Annotated in this window: 18 protein-coding genes; 15 read left to right on the forward strand and 3 right to left on the reverse strand. The window is 59.0% G+C overall.

What is annotated here, in order from left to right:
* Window positions 1-13 precede the first annotated feature (13 nt).
* Window positions 14-919, forward strand: a complete 906-nt coding sequence (argB, locus tag QZH45_RS00125; RefSeq protein ID WP_053192101.1) for an acetylglutamate kinase — start codon at window positions 14-16, stop codon at window positions 917-919.
* A 168-nt stretch (window positions 920-1,087) separates the two neighbouring features.
* Here the strand turns inward: argB and pyrE are convergent, their stop codons facing one another.
* The gene (gene pyrE, locus QZH45_RS00130; RefSeq protein WP_024780595.1) at window positions 1,088-1,732 is read right to left on the reverse strand and encodes an orotate phosphoribosyltransferase; all 645 of its coding nucleotides are present in this window, start codon (window positions 1,730-1,732) and stop codon (window positions 1,088-1,090) included.
* Between the two features lie 83 nt (window positions 1,733-1,815).
* On the opposite strand from pyrE, the gene QZH45_RS00135 reads away from it, so the two are divergent.
* Window positions 1,816-2,595, forward strand: coding sequence for an exodeoxyribonuclease III (locus QZH45_RS00135; protein ID WP_013694557.1), 780 nt, complete (start codon window positions 1,816-1,818; stop codon window positions 2,593-2,595).
* 173 nt (window positions 2,596-2,768) lie between these two features.
* Here the strand turns inward: QZH45_RS00135 and QZH45_RS00140 are convergent, their stop codons facing one another.
* On the reverse strand, window positions 2,769-3,137 hold the full coding sequence (locus QZH45_RS00140; RefSeq protein ID WP_024780255.1) for a DUF4870 domain-containing protein: 369 nt from the start codon (window positions 3,135-3,137) through the stop codon (window positions 2,769-2,771).
* A 29-nt stretch (window positions 3,138-3,166) separates the two neighbouring features.
* Window positions 3,167-3,889: a ribonuclease PH gene (rph, locus tag QZH45_RS00145; protein ID WP_024780256.1), complete on the reverse strand. Its 723-nt coding sequence runs from the start codon at window positions 3,887-3,889 to the stop codon at window positions 3,167-3,169.
* A gap of 278 nt (window positions 3,890-4,167) precedes the next feature.
* Between rph and QZH45_RS00150 the strand changes: the two genes are divergently transcribed.
* The 13 genes from QZH45_RS00150 (at window position 4,168) to tssE (ending at window position 17,170) form a co-directional block, all read left to right on the forward strand.
* Window positions 4,168-5,031, forward strand: a complete 864-nt coding sequence (locus QZH45_RS00150; protein WP_053192099.1) for a YicC/YloC family endoribonuclease — start codon at window positions 4,168-4,170, stop codon at window positions 5,029-5,031.
* Window positions 5,032-5,043: 12 nt separating this feature from the next.
* Window positions 5,044-5,664, forward strand: coding sequence for a guanylate kinase (gmk, locus tag QZH45_RS00155; protein WP_024780258.1), 621 nt, complete (start codon window positions 5,044-5,046; stop codon window positions 5,662-5,664).
* A gap of 167 nt (window positions 5,665-5,831) precedes the next feature.
* The gene (rpoZ, locus tag QZH45_RS00160) at window positions 5,832-6,095 is read left to right on the forward strand and encodes a DNA-directed RNA polymerase subunit omega (RefSeq protein ID WP_003177259.1); all 264 of its coding nucleotides are present in this window, start codon (window positions 5,832-5,834) and stop codon (window positions 6,093-6,095) included.
* Window positions 6,096-6,155: 60 nt separating this feature from the next.
* On the forward strand, window positions 6,156-8,261 hold the full coding sequence (spoT, locus tag QZH45_RS00165; protein ID WP_055135215.1) for a bifunctional GTP diphosphokinase/guanosine-3',5'-bis pyrophosphate 3'-pyrophosphohydrolase: 2,106 nt from the start codon (window positions 6,156-6,158) through the stop codon (window positions 8,259-8,261).
* Window positions 8,262-8,295: 34 nt separating this feature from the next.
* Complete coding sequence (locus tag QZH45_RS00170; RefSeq protein ID WP_024780260.1) at window positions 8,296-8,676, forward strand: RidA family protein; 381 nt, start codon at window positions 8,296-8,298, stop codon at window positions 8,674-8,676.
* 55 nt (window positions 8,677-8,731) lie between these two features.
* Window positions 8,732-9,472 (forward strand): hypothetical protein, encoded by a 741-nt coding sequence (locus QZH45_RS00175; RefSeq protein ID WP_055135216.1) that lies wholly within the window; start codon window positions 8,732-8,734, stop codon window positions 9,470-9,472.
* Window positions 9,473-9,788: 316 nt separating this feature from the next.
* Window positions 9,789-10,451 (forward strand): site-specific integrase, encoded by a 663-nt coding sequence (locus QZH45_RS00180; RefSeq protein ID WP_024780262.1) that lies wholly within the window; start codon window positions 9,789-9,791, stop codon window positions 10,449-10,451.
* Between the two features lie 25 nt (window positions 10,452-10,476).
* A complete protein-coding gene (locus tag QZH45_RS00185) occupies window positions 10,477-11,793 on the forward strand; it encodes an AAA family ATPase (RefSeq protein ID WP_024780263.1) in 1,317 nt (438 codons plus the stop codon).
* Complete coding sequence (locus QZH45_RS00190; RefSeq protein WP_055135217.1) at window positions 11,790-12,251, forward strand: hypothetical protein; 462 nt, start codon at window positions 11,790-11,792, stop codon at window positions 12,249-12,251. The genes QZH45_RS00185 and QZH45_RS00190 overlap by 4 nt, the downstream gene beginning before the upstream one ends.
* Window positions 12,252-13,157: 906 nt before the next feature.
* A complete protein-coding gene (gene tssA / locus QZH45_RS00195; protein ID WP_024780264.1) occupies window positions 13,158-14,714 on the forward strand; it encodes a type VI secretion system protein TssA in 1,557 nt (518 codons plus the stop codon).
* A gap of 31 nt (window positions 14,715-14,745) precedes the next feature.
* Complete coding sequence (gene tssB / locus QZH45_RS00200) at window positions 14,746-15,249, forward strand: type VI secretion system contractile sheath small subunit (RefSeq protein WP_024780265.1); 504 nt, start codon at window positions 14,746-14,748, stop codon at window positions 15,247-15,249.
* 25 nt (window positions 15,250-15,274) lie between these two features.
* The gene (gene tssC, locus QZH45_RS00205) at window positions 15,275-16,750 is read left to right on the forward strand and encodes a type VI secretion system contractile sheath large subunit (protein WP_024780266.1); all 1,476 of its coding nucleotides are present in this window, start codon (window positions 15,275-15,277) and stop codon (window positions 16,748-16,750) included.
* A 9-nt stretch (window positions 16,751-16,759) separates the two neighbouring features.
* On the forward strand, window positions 16,760-17,170 hold the full coding sequence (gene tssE, locus QZH45_RS00210; protein ID WP_024780267.1) for a type VI secretion system baseplate subunit TssE: 411 nt from the start codon (window positions 16,760-16,762) through the stop codon (window positions 17,168-17,170).
* Window positions 17,171-17,175 lie beyond the last annotated feature (5 nt).

Genomic DNA, 17,175 nt, shown 5'->3' on the forward strand with positions numbered 1-17,175 from the left:
ACTGGAGCCCTGAATGACCCTCGAACGCGAAGCCGCCACCAACACCGCCAAGGTCCTGTCCGAAGCGTTGCCTTATATCCGACGCTACGTCGGCAAGACCCTGGTGATCAAATATGGCGGCAACGCGATGGAAAGCGAGGAGCTGAAGACCGGCTTCGCCCGCGACATCGTGCTGATGAAGGCCGTGGGCATCAACCCGGTGGTGGTGCATGGCGGCGGCCCGCAGATCGGTGACCTGCTCAAGCGGCTGTCGATCGAGAGCCACTTCATCGACGGCATGCGCGTCACCGACGCGCAGACCATGGACGTGGTGGAAATGGTCCTCGGCGGCCAGGTCAACAAGGACATCGTCAACCTGATCAACCGCCATGGCGGCAGCGCCATCGGCCTGACGGGCAAGGATGCCGAGCTGATCCGGGCGAAGAAACTCACCGTCACCCGCCAGACCCCGGAAATGACCCAGCCGGAAATCATCGACATCGGCCATGTGGGCGAAGTGGTCGGTATCAACACCGACCTGCTGAACCTGCTGGTCAAGGGCGATTTCATCCCGGTGATCGCGCCTATCGGCGTGGGTGCCAACGGCGAGTCGTACAACATCAATGCCGACCTGGTGGCCGGCAAGGTCGCCGAAGCACTGAAAGCTGAAAAGCTGATGTTGCTGACCAACATCGCCGGCCTGATGGACAAGTCGGGCAAGGTCCTGACCGGGCTGTCGACCCAACAAGTCGACGATCTGATCGCGGATGGCACCATCTATGGCGGCATGCTGCCGAAGATCCGTTGTGCACTGGAAGCGGTGCAAGGCGGCGTCGGCAGCTCGTTGATCATCGACGGCCGGGTGCCGAATGCGATCCTGCTGGAGATCTTCACCGACACTGGCGTGGGTACGTTGATCAGCAATCGCAAGCGTCCATAAGCCACATCCCAAAAAAAGACCCCGCTCAGCCTGGCTGAGCGGGGTCTTTTTTTGCACCGGCCACCTGCGAGATACCCCCTGTGGGAGCGAGCCTGCTCGCGATGGCGGAATGACTGATCCACCGCTATCGCGAGCAGGCTCGCTCACACAGGGGAATGTGCAAGCCGATCAGACGCCGAACTGCGCCCGATAAGCCTCGACCGCCGGCAAATGCTGCTTGAGCTGCGGATCGTCGGCCAGGAACTCCAGGACCTGGGTCAGCGAAACGATGCTGATGACCGGAATGCCGAAGTCGCGCTCCACTTCCTGGATCGCCGACAATTCGCCGTTGCCACGCTCCTGACGGTTCAGGGCGATCAGCACGCCGGCGGCCTTGGCGCCTTCCTGGGAAGCGATGATCTGCATCACTTCGCGGATGGCGGTACCGGCGGTGATCACGTCGTCGATGATCAGTACTTCACCGGTCAGCGGCGCGCCCACCAGGCTGCCGCCTTCACCGTGAGCCTTGGCTTCCTTGCGGTTGAAGCACCAGGGCACGTCGCGGTCGTGGTGTTCAGCCAGAGCCACGGCGGTGGTGGCAGCCAGCGGGATGCCTTTATAGGCCGGGCCGAACAGCACGTCGAACGGGATGCCGCTCTCGACAATGGCCGCCGCATAGAAACGCCCCAGCTGGGCCAGGGCGGAACCGCTGTTGAACAGGCCGGCATTGAAGAAGTACGGGCTCGTGCGCCCGGACTTGAGGGTGAACTCACCGAAGCGCAAAACCCCGCGATCGATGGCAAAGCGAATGAAATCGCGCTGATACGCCTGCATGAAAAAAAGCCTCAAATACCGCGGATTTAGCTAAATAGGTACACGGCGTGTATCATACACGCACGTGATTTTTGGGGCCATTTATGCGGATCATCAGTGTGAACGTCAATGGTATTCAGGCTGCAGTGGAGCGAGGTTTGCTCAGTTGGCTGCAAGCACAGAATGCCGACGTCATCTGCCTGCAGGACACCCGCGCCTCCGCCTTTGAACTGGACGATGCAGCCTTCCAACTGGATGGTTACTTCCTTTATGCCTGCGATGCCGAAGTCCCCGCCCAGGGTGGCGTGGCTCTGTACTCGCGGCTGCAACCGAAGGCTGTCATCAACGGTCTCGGTTTCGAGACGGCGGACCGCTACGGGCGCTACCTGCAAGCCGATTTCGACAAGGTCAGCATCGCGACCTTACTGCTCCCGTCGGGGCAGAACGGCGATGAAGATTTGAATCAGAAATTCAAGTTGATGGACGACTTCGCCCGTTACCTGGATAAGCAGCGGCGCAAACGTCGCGAGTACATCTATTGTGGCTCGCTGTACGTGGCGCAACAGAAGCTGGACATCAAGAACTGGCGCGACAGCCAGCAATCTCCAGGTTTCCTGGCGCCTGAACGGGCCTGGATGGACGAGATCATCGGCAACATGGGCTATGTCGACGCCCTGCGCGAAGTCAGCCGCGAAGGCGACCAGTACAGCTGGTGGCCGGACAACGAGCAGGCCGAGATGCTCAACCTCGGCTGGCGTTTCGACTACCAGTTGCTGACGCCCGGGCTGCGCCGCTTCGTACGCAGCGCCCGCTTGCCGCGCCAGCCACGATTCTCGCAGCATGCGCCGCTGATCGTGGACTACGATTGGACGCTGACGATCTAAACGCCGTTAAGCAAACACAAAAAAACCGACAGCAATGTCGGTTTTTTGTGGGCAATCCATTTTCCCTGTGGGAGCGAGCCTGCTCGCGATGGCGGAATGGGCTTCAACACTGATGTGACTGATCCACCGCTATCGCGAGCAGGCTCGCTCCCACACGGGACATGCGTTGATCGTTATTTGATCAACCGCCAGGTGAACGGATACCGGTACGGCTGCCCTTCGTTGGCCTTGATCCCGCCGATGATGGTCAGCACCAGCGCGCCGATGGCAATCAGCCCGAACAGGAAGAAGCCAATCACCACGATCATCAACAGGAAGCTGATGAGCGAGGCAATCGCCACGGTGATCTGGAAGTTCAGCGCTTCCTTGCCCTGGGCATCGATGAACGGATCGGATTCGCGCTTGATCTGCCAGAGCACCAGCGGCCCGATCAAGGTACCGAACGGAATCACCAGCCCCGACAAGGCGGACAAGTGACAAAACATCGCCCATTGACGCGCCTCCCTGTCCGGCTGAGGCAGTAGCACTTGCTCATCACTCATGACGCTCTCCTTGTCTGAAGCGCTTTAGATCAATCGGCCAGGGCGGCCTTCTGCAGTTCGAAAATCTCGCTCATGCCTTTCTTCGCCAGCTCCAGCATAGCGTTCAGCTCTTCAGGCTGGAATGGCGCGCCTTCGGCGGTGCCCTGGACTTCGATGAAGCCGCCGGCGCTGGTCATGACAACGTTCAGGTCGGTCTCGGCGGCGGAGTCTTCCAGGTAATCCAGGTCCAGCACCGGCTCGCCCTGGTACATGCCCACGGACACCGCGCCGATCATCTGCTTGAGCGGGTCGCCACCCTTGAGGCCGCCGCGCTTCTTGATCACCTTCAGGGCATCGACCAGCGCGACCATGGCACCGGTAATGGAGGCGGTGCGAGTGCCGCCGTCGGCCTGAATCACATCGCAATCGACATACAGCGTCACGTCGCCCAGCTTGGACATGTCCAGGGCAGCGCGCAGCGAACGGCCGATCAGGCGCTGGATTTCCAGGGTGCGCCCGCCTTGCTTGCCACGGCTGGCTTCGCGCTGGTTCCGCTCACCGGTGGCGCGTGGCAGCATGCCGTACTCGGCCGTCAACCAGCCTTGGCCCTGGCCCTTGAGGAACCGGGGCACACCGTTTTCGACGCTGACAGTGCAGATGACCTTGGTATCACCGAACTCGACCAGTACGGATCCCTCGGCGTGTTTGGTGTAGTTGCGGGTAATGCGGATCGAGCGGAGCTGATCGGCAGCGCGACCACTTGGACGTTTCATAGGGAACACCTGTACAGAGGACGGAAAACTGCCGGCATTATAAAGCCGCGAATCATCCTAGGGCAGTTTAAAACGTCGCGCAGTTTTAAAAACCGCCGCGCAACAAGCCACTCAAAGGCCCGCCCGACGGGCTGCAGCGCTTTGTCACCGGCACGGTTTGGGGGCATGCGCCTCACTGCGCTACAATCCTGCGCCTTTGCTGCCCGTCGGCTTTTTATCCACAGACTTCAGGCGCCACGACCCCCGGTCGTGCACGGCCTGCATTGCGAGGAACCTCCATGGTGCACAGCATGACCGCCTTCGCCCGCGTCGAAAAGGCCGGTGCCCAAGGCACGCTGAGCTGGGAACTGCGCTCGGTCAACAGCCGTTACCTGGAACCACACCTGCGCCTGCCCGAGTCCTTCCGCGACCTGGAAGGCAGCGTGCGCGAAGCCCTGCGCCAGGGGTTGTCCCGGGGCAAGCTGGAATGCACCCTGCGCTTCACCGAGGAAAGCACCGGCAAGACATTGCAGGTGGACCGCGAGCGCGCCGCCCAACTGGTGGCCGCTGCCGAAACCGTCGCCAGCCTGATCAAGAACCCAGCCGCCCTGAACCCGCTGGAAGTCCTGGCCTGGCCCGGCGTGCTGGTGGGTGATGCCAGCGATCCCCAGGCCCTGAACGCCGAGGCGCTGGCGCTGTTCAACCAGGGGCTCAAGGAGCTCAAGGCCGGCCGTGAGCGCGAAGGTGCGGAACTGGCCCGGCTGATCAACGAGCGCCTGACCTCCATCGAAGAAGACGTGACGACCCTGCGCGAACTGGTCCCGCAGATGCTCGCCACCCAACGCCAGAAAGTCCTGGATCGCTTCGCCGACATGAAGGCCGAGCTGGATCCGCAGCGCCTGGAACAGGAAATGGTCATGCTCGCCCAGAAAAGCGACGTGGCCGAAGAACTGGATCGCCTGAGCACCCACATCATCGAAGTCCGCCGGGTGCTCAAGTCCGGTGGTGCGGCCGGTCGCCGCCTGGACTTTTTGATGCAGGAACTCAACCGCGAAGCCAATACACTGGGCTCCAAGGCCTTCGACCCGCGCAGCACCCAGGCTGCGGTCAACCTCAAGGTGTTGATCGAGCAGATGCGCGAACAAGTGCAGAACATTGAGTAAGGCTAACCCGACATGACCCACAGCACCGGCACTCTCTACATCATTTCCGCGCCCTCGGGCGCCGGCAAGACCAGCCTGGTCAAGGCCCTGATCGACGCCGAGCCGCAGATCCGCGTCTCGGTCTCCCACACCACCCGCGCCATGCGCCCTGGTGAAGTGAACGGCGTGAACTACCACTTCGTCGACCGCGAAGAGTTCGTGAAGATGGCCGAGCACGGCGACTTCCTGGAGCGCGCCGAAGTCTTCGGCAACCTCTACGGCACCTCGCAGAGCTACTTGCAGCAGACCCTGGACGAAGGCCACGACCTGATTCTGGAAATCGACTGGCAAGGCGCCGAACAAGTGCGCAAGCTGATGCCCCAGGCCCGTTCGATCTTCATCCTGCCACCGAGCCAGCAAGCCTTGCGCCAGCGCCTGACCAACCGTGGCCAGGACAGCGACGAGATCATCGAAGGCCGGATGCGTGAAGCGGTCAGCGAAATGAGCCACTACGTGGACTACGATTACCTGATCATCAACGATGATTTCGCCCAGGCGCTGGACGACCTGAAAGCGGTTTTCCGCGCCAACCAGCTGCAACAGAAACGCCAGCAGCAACGTTTCGGTAAATTACTGGCCGAACTGCTGGGCTGACCGCCCCTTCCCAAAACCGCTGCAACGGCTTTACATTGGTACTTGCAGCGCGCCGAGGGGTTTGTTCAAAAAAACAGCGCTTCCCTAAACGCTGGTGTTTTTTTAAACTGTCGAGTCCGCTCGCCCAACCGGGCAGCGCGCATATCGCATTCGCTCCGAGGAATACCATGGCCCGCGTAACCGTTGAAGACTGCCTAGAACACGTGGAAAACCGCTTTGAGCTGGTCATGCTCTCTACCAAGCGTGCCCGTCAACTGGCCACCGGCGGCAAAGAGCCATTGGTCCAGTGGGAAAACGACAAGCCTACCGTGGTAGCGCTGCGTGAAATCGCCGAAGGCCTGATGAGCTACGAGTTCATCGCCAACGCTGAAATCGTTGAAGACGAACCGCTGTTCGCAGCGTTCGAGGACGAGTCCAACGAGGCGGTCTAAATCTATGCCTGGTCGACGTAGCACGGCGCGGGGTCACAGCAAACGGCAGGAGTCATCATCATGCCGAGCATAGACGCCCTCGCCGATCGCTTATCGGCCTACCTCGGCACGGACCAGGTCAATCTGGTCCGCCGAGCCTACTTCTACGCTGAACAAGCCCACGACGGCCAACGCCGCCGCAGCGGCGAGGCGTATGTCACGCACCCGCTCGCGGTGGCGGGCATCCTTGCCGACATGCACATGGACCATCAGAGCCTGATGGCGGCCATGCTCCATGACGTGATCGAAGACACCGGCATTGCCAAGGAAGCGCTGCAAGCGCAGTTCGGCGAAACCGTGGCCGAACTGGTCGACGGGGTCAGCAAACTGACCCAGATGAACTTCGAGACCAAGGCCGAGGCCCAGGCCGAAAACTTCCAGAAAATGGCCATGGCCATGGCCCGCGACATTCGCGTGATCCTGGTCAAACTCGCCGACCGCCTGCACAACATGCGCACCCTGGAAGTGCTGTCCGGCGAAAAACGCCGACGCATCGCCAAGGAAACCCTGGAAATCTACGCGCCCATCGCCAACCGCCTGGGCATGCATGCAATCCGTATCGAATTCGAAGACCTCGGCTTCAAGGCCATGCACCCGATGCGTTCGGCGCGCATCAACCAGGCCGTCAAGCGCGCCCGGGGCAACCGCAAGGAAATCGTCAACAAGATCGAAGAGTCCCTGAGCCATTGCCTGGCCATCGACGGCATCGAAGGCGAAGTCAGCGGGCGGCAGAAACACCTCTACGGCATCTACAAGAAAATGCGCGGCAAGCGCCGGGCCTTCAACGAGATCATGGACGTCTACGCGTTCCGGATCATCGTCGACAAGGTCGATACCTGCTACCGCGTGCTGGGTGCTGTGCATAATTTGTACAAACCGCTGCCGGGACGCTTCAAGGACTACATCGCGATTCCCAAGGCCAACGGCTACCAGTCGCTGCACACCACGCTGTTCGGCATGCACGGTGTACCAATCGAGATCCAGATCCGTACCCGTGAAATGGAAGAAATGGCCAACAACGGCATCGCCGCCCATTGGCTGTATAAATCCAGCGGTGACGAACAACCCAAGAGCACCCATGCCCGGGCCCGACAGTGGGTCAAGGGCGTGCTGGAAATGCAGCAGCGGGCCGGCAACTCCCTGGAGTTCATCGAGAGCGTCAAGATCGACCTGTTCCCGGACGAGGTCTACGTCTTCACGCCCAAGGGCCGGATCATGGAGCTGCCCAAAGGCTCCACGGCGGTGGACTTCGCCTACGCGGTGCACACCGACGTCGGCAACAGCTGCATCGCCTGCCGGATCAACCGTCGCCTGGCGCCGCTGTCCGAACCGCTGCAAAGCGGCTCCACGGTGGAAATCGTCAGCGCCCCCGGTGCGCGGCCGAACCCGGCGTGGCTCAACTTCGTGGTCACCGGCAAGGCCCGTACCCACATCCGCCACGCCCTGAAACTGCAACGCCGCTCCGAATCCATCAGCCTCGGCGAACGCCTGCTGAACAAGGTGCTGAACGGTTTCGACAGCTCGCTGGAAAAAGTCCCGGCCGAGCGCGTGCAAGCGATGCTCCAGGAATACCGCCTCGAACTGGTGGAAGACCTGCTCGAAGACATCGGCCTGGGCAATCGCATGGCCTATGTCGTCGCCCGCCGCCTGCTGGGCGAAGGCGAACAACTGCCAAGCCCTGAAGGCCCACTGGCGATCCGCGGCACCGAAGGCCTGGTGCTCAGCTACGCCAAGTGCTGCACGCCGATCCCGGGCGACCCGATTGTCGGCCACCTGTCCGCCGGCAAAGGGATGGTGGTGCACCTGGACAACTGCCGCAACATCAGCGAAATCCGCCACAACCCGGAAAAATGCATCCAGCTCTCCTGGGCCAAGGATGTCACCGGCGAATTCAACGTCGAGCTGCGGGTCGAGCTGGAACACCAGCGTGGCCTGATCGCCCTGCTGGCCAGCAGCGTCAACGCCGCCGACGGCAACATCGAGAAAATCAGCATGGACGAGCGCGACGGCCGCATCAGCGTCGTCCAACTGGTGGTCAGCGTGCACGACCGCGTACACCTGGCCCGCGTGATCAAGAAACTGCGAGCCCTGACCGGCGTTATCCGCATCACCCGCATGCGCGCATAACCCCCAATAGCCCAGCCATTACAAGGAGTCATACATGACCAAAACCGTCATCACCAGCGACAAGGCCCCGGCCGCCATCGGTACTTATTCCCAGGCGATCAAGGCGGGCAACACCGTGTACATGTCGGGCCAGATCCCCCTGGACCCGAAAACCATGGAGCTGGTGGAAGGCTTCGAAGCCCAGACCGTACAGGTCTTCGAAAACCTCAAGGCCGTGGCCGAAGCCGCCGGCGGGTCGTTCAAGGACATCGTCAAGCTCAACATCTTCCTCACCGACCTGAGCCACTTCGCCAAGGTCAACGAGATCATGGGCAAGTACTTCGAGCAGCCCTACCCTGCCCGCGCCGCCATTGGCGTAGCGGCCCTGCCAAAGGGCGCGCAGGTCGAGATGGATGCCATCCTGGTCATCGAGTAACAAGGCCGGCGCAGCGTCCCCCGCTGCGCCGTTTTCGTTTTGAAAGGATTCCACCATGCGCAAAGCGCTTGCTCTCCCGCTGCTCGCCCTCCTCCTGGCCGGCTGCGCCAGCGACCCTGCCGACCGTGACATCAGCGGCACCTGGATCAACCAGGCCGCCATCGACGCTGCCGCCAAGGGTGGCCCCCTGCGCGAAGCGCTGCAGGCCTATGGCCCCAACCTGGAATGGGACATCAACACCCGGGCCGGCCAGGCACGCTACACCAACGGTTTTGAAAACGTCGAAGGCAAGTTGCTGGCCGAAGAAGACGGCCTGTGGAAAGTCGACATCTACGGCAGCGCCGCCAGCGAACTCAAGCGCGACGGCAACCAACTGAGCCAGGCCGCCACCGAGAACGAGCCGCAGCAAGTGTTCGACCGCGCGCAACTCCAGGTCCCGGAAGGCGCCCCCATCGGCGCGAGCTTCGAGCGTGCGCTATACGCCGCCTACCTGAGCGGCACCTGGAACATCGTCAACGGCCCCGGCCAAGGCGCCACCGTACAGTTCCAACCCGACGGCCAAGTCAGCGGCCTGCCGGGCGTCGACCGCTACGCCCTGTGCCTGGCAGGCGACTGCGCCACCATGAGCAACGGCAACGACACCATCTGGCTGCAACAGAAAGGCCATGGGAATACCTGGATCTTTGCTCGGGATGGGAAGCAACTGGAAATCTTCCAGACGGTGAATGCGTCGTTGGCGGATGAGATACCGTCTTATACGGCGGGGCCTCGGCAGTGGGTGCTGGAAAAGCAGTAAGCTCGCTCTCTGTACCAGTCCGCCCGTCTCAACGACGGGCCGTCACGCTATCACCGGGAGCATGCTCAGCGCCCGCAAGGCTGCCCTCTCAACCACAAGCCTCGGGAAACTAAAAATCTAATTCGCGAGGGTGCTACAGCCGCTTTCGGGCGAACGGCTACAGACCTGAACCCATTTTCCTCACCCCACTTATGTCCCTTCAACTGTTCTGTAATTTTCCGTGAACACGAGCAGCACCAATAGGCTGAGGTATCCTCGGCCTTTTTAATACCTTACTATGTCAGGATTGATGCGTATTCGACACCCAGAGTGATTCATGCCCAAGGCAATCGTTATTGAAGATGAACAACTTGAACATGCTGTAGAGGTCGCCAAAGTAAGCAGTCCCGAGAACGGCGGTCGTGATGCGGCGTTGTTGCTGACGTGCTTTGGCACTGGCATGACCGTGACGGAGATTTGCCGTCTACGCGTGAGCGATTACCTGACTGAGTCCGGCGCTGTACTGATCGACTCCCAGGTACGAGCAGAGATTGCTTATAACCATCGTTCAAGACCGCTGTGCTGGACCAGTAAGAAACTGACCAATGCGATAGATGCGCACCTCGCAGAACGGCTGGTGCGTGGTCACGGAGTTTCAACCAGAGTGATGGCTTTCCGTGGCCTCGATCCTGAGTCGCCGCTGTTTGTCTCCGGGAGAACCGGCGAAGGCTTGAAGATCAGCAGCCAGCGCCGTGACGGAAAGACGTACTACAGCGCGAACCAGCTCAGTCGTTTGTACACTAGGCTATTCGCTCAAGCAGGTATTGAGGGAGCCAGCGCACAGTCGGGGCGGCGAACCCTTGCCGTCAAGCTTAAGCGCCAGGGTATCGATCCACGGCATATCAGCAAAATACTGGGCGTCGAAAGCCTTGAAGCAGTCAAGAAGCTCTGCGCCGGAGACCCTGTGCGCTTGGGCGACATTGTACGGAGAATTATTTAATGACGCTTATACGAGCATCAGAAGTATGTTGATTTCGATTGAGCTGAAAAACTTCAAGAGTTACGAGAGGGCGAGCCTGCCTTTGTCGGCCATGACCTTTTTGATCGGCGCCAATGCCTCAGGCAAGAGCAACGTGCTTGAGGCTATCCGCCTGCTTAACTGGCTGGCCAAGGGCAGTCGTCTTGATGACATTACGCGCTCCATTCAGAGTGGAGATGCGGTAGTCCGTGGACAGGCAAATGATTTGTTACGCGACCCTCTTGTCAGCTTTAGCCTAGGAGGTCGATTCGAGAGTATGCCTCAGGGCTGGGGCAAATTTGAGATATCGATCGGCCTGGTGGCCGATCAATTGGTAGTCACGGCGGAAAGTGTTGCAAAGCCAGGCGAAGCAGTTCCTTTGTATCAAGTGGACGGTTTGCCGAACACCCACACTGATGAGATCAGTGTGGCTTATAACAATTTTAAGCGAGGGAGAAATAAACCCCATATTCCTTGCTCGAACCGGCAAGCAATTTTTTATCAGCTTGAAACACCCGGTCGATTTGAATCGGGTCACCAAGACTCACAGCGCGTGATCCCAGCAGTGACAAAGGCCATACGCGAGACCTTGCGTAATGTCGTGTTTCTTGATCCGCGTCCTGCGCTGATGCGTGACTATGCATATGTGAAAGACGACCTCATCAAGGAGGACGGCAGCAACCTTTCCGCTGTGCTGTATCAAATCTCTCAAACGTCGGCACAGAAGACCAAGCTGCTTGCGTTCATCAAGTCTTTACCCGAACAAGACATCACTGACATCGATTTCATCAAGACTGACCGCAACGACGTTATGGTTCGACTGGTCGAATCCTTTGGCCAGAAAAGCAGGACGGTGGATGCACCGTTACTTTCTGACGGTACGCTTCGTGTTCTGGCTATCGGAGCCGCTCTGTTGACTGCTCCGGTGGGGGCTTTGGTGATTATCGAAGAAATCGACAATGGTGTTCACCCCAGCAGAGCGGAAACCTTGGTAAGGCAACTCCAGGCCATTGCCTCCGAGAGAGGGCTGCGGGTTCTGCTCACTTCACACAACCCTGCCCTGTTGGACGCATTGCCTGATAGTGCTTTGGCTGATGTCGTTGCTTGTTATCGCGATCCTGAAGAAGGTGACAGCCGTCTGGTGCGCCTGGGTGACCTTGACCGCTACCCCGAACTGGCAGCTCAGGGGCCATTAGGTCAGTTAATGACGCGGCGCGTTCTTGATCGCTTTTTAAAGGACAGCACAACCCCAGAAGATCGTAAGTCAGAGGCGCTGGATTGGTTAAATGAGCTTCGCCAGAGCACGCAAGGAGGTGGTGAGTGACTGCAGTTTGCTTGGTAGATACGTCAATCTTCGTCGAAATCCTTAACGTGCCCATTAAGGCCCAACAACACAATGAGACACTTCAACAGTTAGAACAACGCATACGTGATGGAGAATCTCTGTTCTTACCGATGGCAACAATACTCGAAACGGGCAATCACATAGGACAGAACGGCGACGGTGGTGCTCGGCGCGGTTGTGCAGAACAGTTTACTCGGCAGGTTGGCGCAGCATTAGAAGGTCGTTCACCGTTCAAAGCGATCAGCTTCTTGCAGGAAGATGAGATGCGCGCTTGGTTGTTGGAATTTCCGGCGCACGCAATGCGTGGCAGTGGGCTCGGTGACCTATCCATTATTCATGACTGGCAACGACTTTGCTCTCTGAATCCGGCAAGACGAGTCTATATCTGGTCCTCGGATATACATCTCAGTGCTTTTGATCAGCCACCTCGACTGTAATTCCATCAATAACGAATGTCCTGCTTCGCCAATACGTTCCTTTTTTTGACGAGTGGCTGTTGTCGTCAGGCAAGGCGCCGCGACGAGTCATAGCCCGCTACGGCAAGGAATGGCAACGCAGTCTGGCAAATCCTGGCGCCGAAGTTGAGTGCACGAATTAGCCACACAGGCCGTTAGATAACACGGGCTACTAAACCCGACCACTGATGGGCAGTGGCAGGAAAACGATAGAGCCCTGGGACAAGCCGCGCAGGCGGGCGGATTCTGGCGTAGTTGTAGGCAACGACGCAAGGATGTGTGGCTTGGCGGAAGCACGACGGTCAGTAGTTGAGCCGCGACCCGGGATTGCCTGGGTTTTGTGGGAACGGGCCGGATCGGAATGCACCTGAACTCAACGGCTGCTGGGATCCTTGTGGGAGCGGGCTTGCTCGCGCAGGCGTCAGCACATCCAGCATCATTGCAAGCTGGACCAACGCTTCCGCGAGCAAGCCCACTCCCACAAAGGAAGTGGTGTTCGGAGAATTGAGCTTCGAGGACAGCAGCCCAATCAACCCATTACCTGCTGAAGAATGCCCTCACCTTTATAAGCAAGTGAATGCAACACTCTGCCTGTAAGAAATTGTAACCCCTCAAAAATCCATCCAATAGTTAACGGAAAGTTATCTCACATTTAAAAGTTCCTTTTGACGAACTCTTTTACAGAATAATCCTACATCGCCCATTTTTTATTTTTGGCATTCTTGGCACCGAGCACAGCCCCCGCATTTGAATAGACTGCGGCTCAAGGCATTCGGTTATGCGATGCGAAAACTCCTACGTGTAATTCTGAAAATACGCATTGAAGTTCGTAGCCATTTGCTGACTGCCGAAAGTTCCAATAACCGTACCACCCCAAAAGGCCATGGATTGTCCTACGCAAACAAACTGTCCGCCCATTACCTTGATCTCGCCAGAACACCTGTTTCCAAGGACAGCTTCGCGGGTGTGGACGTACGTTTTTCAAATGAATTCGAAGCGTTGGAATGCGAACTGGGGAAAGCTCAATCAATCCATGTGTGCGGTCAGGTCGATTGGCTGAAGATCCTTGAACAAAGTGAAGCCATGTTGCACACCCAGTCGAAGGACTTGCGGGTGGCGGCTTGGCTGACATGGGCGTTGTACCAGCTTGAGTCTTTCCAGGGTTTGTTGGCCGGTCTTTGCCTCCTGCACTACTTGTGTAAACACCATTGGCCCGAGATCCATCCGGCCAAGGCAAGAACCCGTGCAGCCAGTATCAGTTGGTTGTTGCCGCGCCTGGAGCAGGCGTTAGGTGAAGATGTTGCGATCAAAGAGCAATTGCCGCTATTCCAAGATCTGCTGGAACAGCTGAAAGGCCTTGAGGCTGTGTGCACTGCTCACCTCGGGAATGAAGCCCCGCTGATACTGCCGATGAGCCGTCGGCTCGACAATATGATCCGGCGCGTGACTGAACACGCATCACAACCCGCCGTCATCGAAACGGTGGTGGCTCAGGTCAAGCAAGCCGCCACCCAACTGCTCAACCCCGGCGCTCATATCGAAACCGAAAAAGAAGCCCACAAGGCGCTGCGTGCCCAACAGGAAAGTGCGCGCGCGCTGTGCGCCTGGTGGCTCAAGCAAAAAGCTACCGACGTTCGTGCCCTGCGGCTGAATCGCGTCCTGCCTTGGCTGGCCATCGACGCAATACCCGAGCGCAACGCCGAACAGATCACCCTGTTGCGCGGGCTGCCCCCGGACAAGCTCAGGGGTTATCAAGACAGCCTCCAACGAGGCAACTATGCGGATCTGCTGGTAGAGATCGAGGCCAGTCTGGCGAAAGCACCGTTCTGGCTCGACGGCCAAAGGCTCGCCTGGGAATGCCTGCAAGGCCTGGGCGCAGAGCTGGCCATGCGTGAGCTGGAGATCCATTTCGCACTGTTCATCCAGCGTTTGCCGGGCATAGTCGAGTTGCGCTGGCATGACGGCGTGCCGTTCGCCGATCCAGCCACCCGGACGTGGATCGCCGCTCAGGTCATGCCCCGTCTGCAATACCCCACCGACTCGCCCGCCGTCGATATCGCCGACAGTCATGCGCCTTGGGAGCAGGCTCTGGAAGAGGCTCAGGCGGCCTTGCTCAGGGAGGGGCTCAAACCTGCCGTGCAATCGCTCCGTCAGGGAATGCAGGCCGCCAAGGGTGCTCGCGAGCGGTTTCTCTGGCGGTTCGCAATGGCTCGGCTGTGCTTTTCGGCCAAAAAATACGAACTCGCCAAGATCCAGCTCGAAGCACTCGATCAGCGACTGCAAAGCCCGGAGTTGAATGCGTGGGAGCCCGAGCTGGCGTTGCAGGTATTGCACCTGCTGCACCACTGCTGCGAGTTGCTGCCGCAGAACCACCCCGTACGTGAACGCAAGGAAGAGACATTCCGCAGGTTGTGTCACCTCGACCTGGAACGAGTCATTGAATAGGCCTCCGGGTCCCCATCGTAAGGAGAAAATCATGGCCAAAGAAGGCTCGGTCGCACCCAAGGAACGCATCAACGTCACCTTCAAGGCTGCCACTGGCGGCGCTCAGGAAGAAATCGAACTGCCGCTCAAGCTACTGGCGATCGGTGACTACACCCACCGCAAGGACGATCGCAAGATCGAAGATCGCAAGCCGATCAGCGTCGACAAGATGACTTTCGACGAAGTCCTGGCCAAGCAAGAGCTGAGCCTGACCCTGAGCGTACCGAACCGTCTTCAGGAGGACAGCGATGCTGACGAATTGGCCGTGCAACTGCGCTTGAATTCGATGAAGGACTTCACCCCCGCCAACGTGGTGGAGCAACTGCCAGAGCTCAAGAAACTGATGGCACTGCGTGATGCCCTGGTGGCGCTCAAAGGACCACTGGGCAATACGCCGGCATTTCGCAAGGCCATCGAAGATGTACTGACCGACGATGAATCCCGTGGACGCGTACTGGACGAGCTGGGCCTGAACGCCCCGGCTACGGACGCTTGACGCAGACAGACAAGGAAGCCGAGACATGAGTACCCAAGCAGCCCTCCAACCGCGCCAGGACACTGGCGAATACAGCATTCTTGAAAGCATCATCGCCCAGACCCGCCTGACTCCGGACGATGAAGCCTATGACATTGCCAGACGCGGCGTGTCGGCCTTCATCGAGGAGTTGCTCAAACCACAGAACAACGGCGAGTCCGTCAAGAAGGCCATGGTCGACCGCATGATTGCCGAAATCGATGCCAAGCTCAGCCGCCAGATGGACGAAATCCTCCATCATCCGGAGTTCCAGGCACTGGAGTCCGCGTGGCGCGGTCTGCAGCTATTGGTTGATCGCACCAATTTCCGCGAAAACATCAAGATCGAAATGCTCAATGTCTCCAAGGGTGATTTGCTGGATGACTTCGAAGACTCACCGGAGGTCATGCAATCGGGCCTTTACAAACATATCTACACCGCCGAATACGGTCAGTTCGGCGGACAGCCCGTAGGAGCGATCATTGCCAATTACTTCATGTCCCCAAGCTCGCCGGACGTGAAATTGATGCAGTACGTCGCCAGCGTGGCCTGCATGGCCCATGCGCCGTTCATCGCCGCGGCCGGCCCGAAGTTCTTCGGCCTCGAAAGCTTCACTGGCCTGCCGGATCTCAAGGACCTGAAAGACCACTTCGAAGGCCCGCAATTCGCCAAGTGGCAGAGCTTCCGTCAGTCGCAGGACGCTCGCTACGTCGGCCTGACAGTACCGCGCTTCCTGCTACGCACCCCGTACGATCCCGAAGAGAACCCGGTGAAGTCGTTCGTGTACAAGGAAACCGTTGCCAACAGCCACGAGCATTACCTCTGGGGCAACACGGCGTTTGCATTCGGCACACGGTTGACCGACAGCTTCGCCAAATTCCGCTGGTGCCCGAACATCGTCGGCCCGCAAAGCGGAGGCGCGGTTGAAGACCTGCCGTTGCATCACTTCGAAAGCATGGGCGAAATCGAAACCAAGATACCGACCGAGGTGCTGGTTTCCGATCGTCGCGAATACGAGCTGGCCGAAGAGGGGTTCATTTCCCTGACCATGCGCAAGGGCAGCGACAATGCTGCGTTCTTCTCCGCCAGCTCTGTGCAGAAGCCGAAGTTTTTCGGCATCAGCGCCGAAGACAAAGAGGCCGAGCTCAACTACAAACTGGGCACCCAGCTGCCGTACATGATGATCGTCAATCGCCTGGCTCATTACTTGAAGGTCTTGCAGCGCGAGCAGTTGGGATCATGGAAGGAGCGTACGGACCTGGAGCGTGAGCTCAATAACTGGATCCGCCAATACGTTGCCGACCAGGAGAATCCCAGCGCCGAAGTCCGTGGCCGTCGTCCACTGCGCGCGGCCAGGATCATCGTCAGCGATGTCGAAGGCGAGCCCGGCTGGTACCGGGTCAGCCTCAATGTTCGTCCTCACTTCAAGTACATGGGAGCCGATTTCACCTTGTCGCTGGTCGGCAAACTGGACAAGGCGTAAGCGCAGCCCATGACTTACGGCAGTCTTTTCGAACGCCTGAACGGCGATACCGAGGACCGGGCGGGCTTGAGCCGCGAGGCCTGCGTCATAGCCTCCGTGGCGGCTCATCTGGCCAGGATGCTGGGTACGCGCGCAGGTAGTGCGCAGACATCACCCGATTATGGCTTACCGGACCTCAACGACATGCGCCGGAGCTTGCATGACGCACGGAGCCAAGCCATTACCGCGATCAGGACGCTCATCGAGACTCATGAGCCACGGCTCCACAACGTCCGTGTCACCTCGATACCGAATGACGCCAATCCGCTTTGCCTGTTCTTCAGCATCGATGCCTTGCTTGATACGCAGGGCCTGAAGCGACGGATGAACTTGTCCGTTTGCCTGGACGGCAACGGTCAAGTCAAGGTCAGCCAAGGATAGCCAAC

Source organism: Pseudomonas corrugata, from assembly GCF_050920615.1.
Taxonomy (GTDB): domain Bacteria; phylum Pseudomonadota; class Gammaproteobacteria; order Pseudomonadales; family Pseudomonadaceae; genus Aquipseudomonas; species Aquipseudomonas corrugata.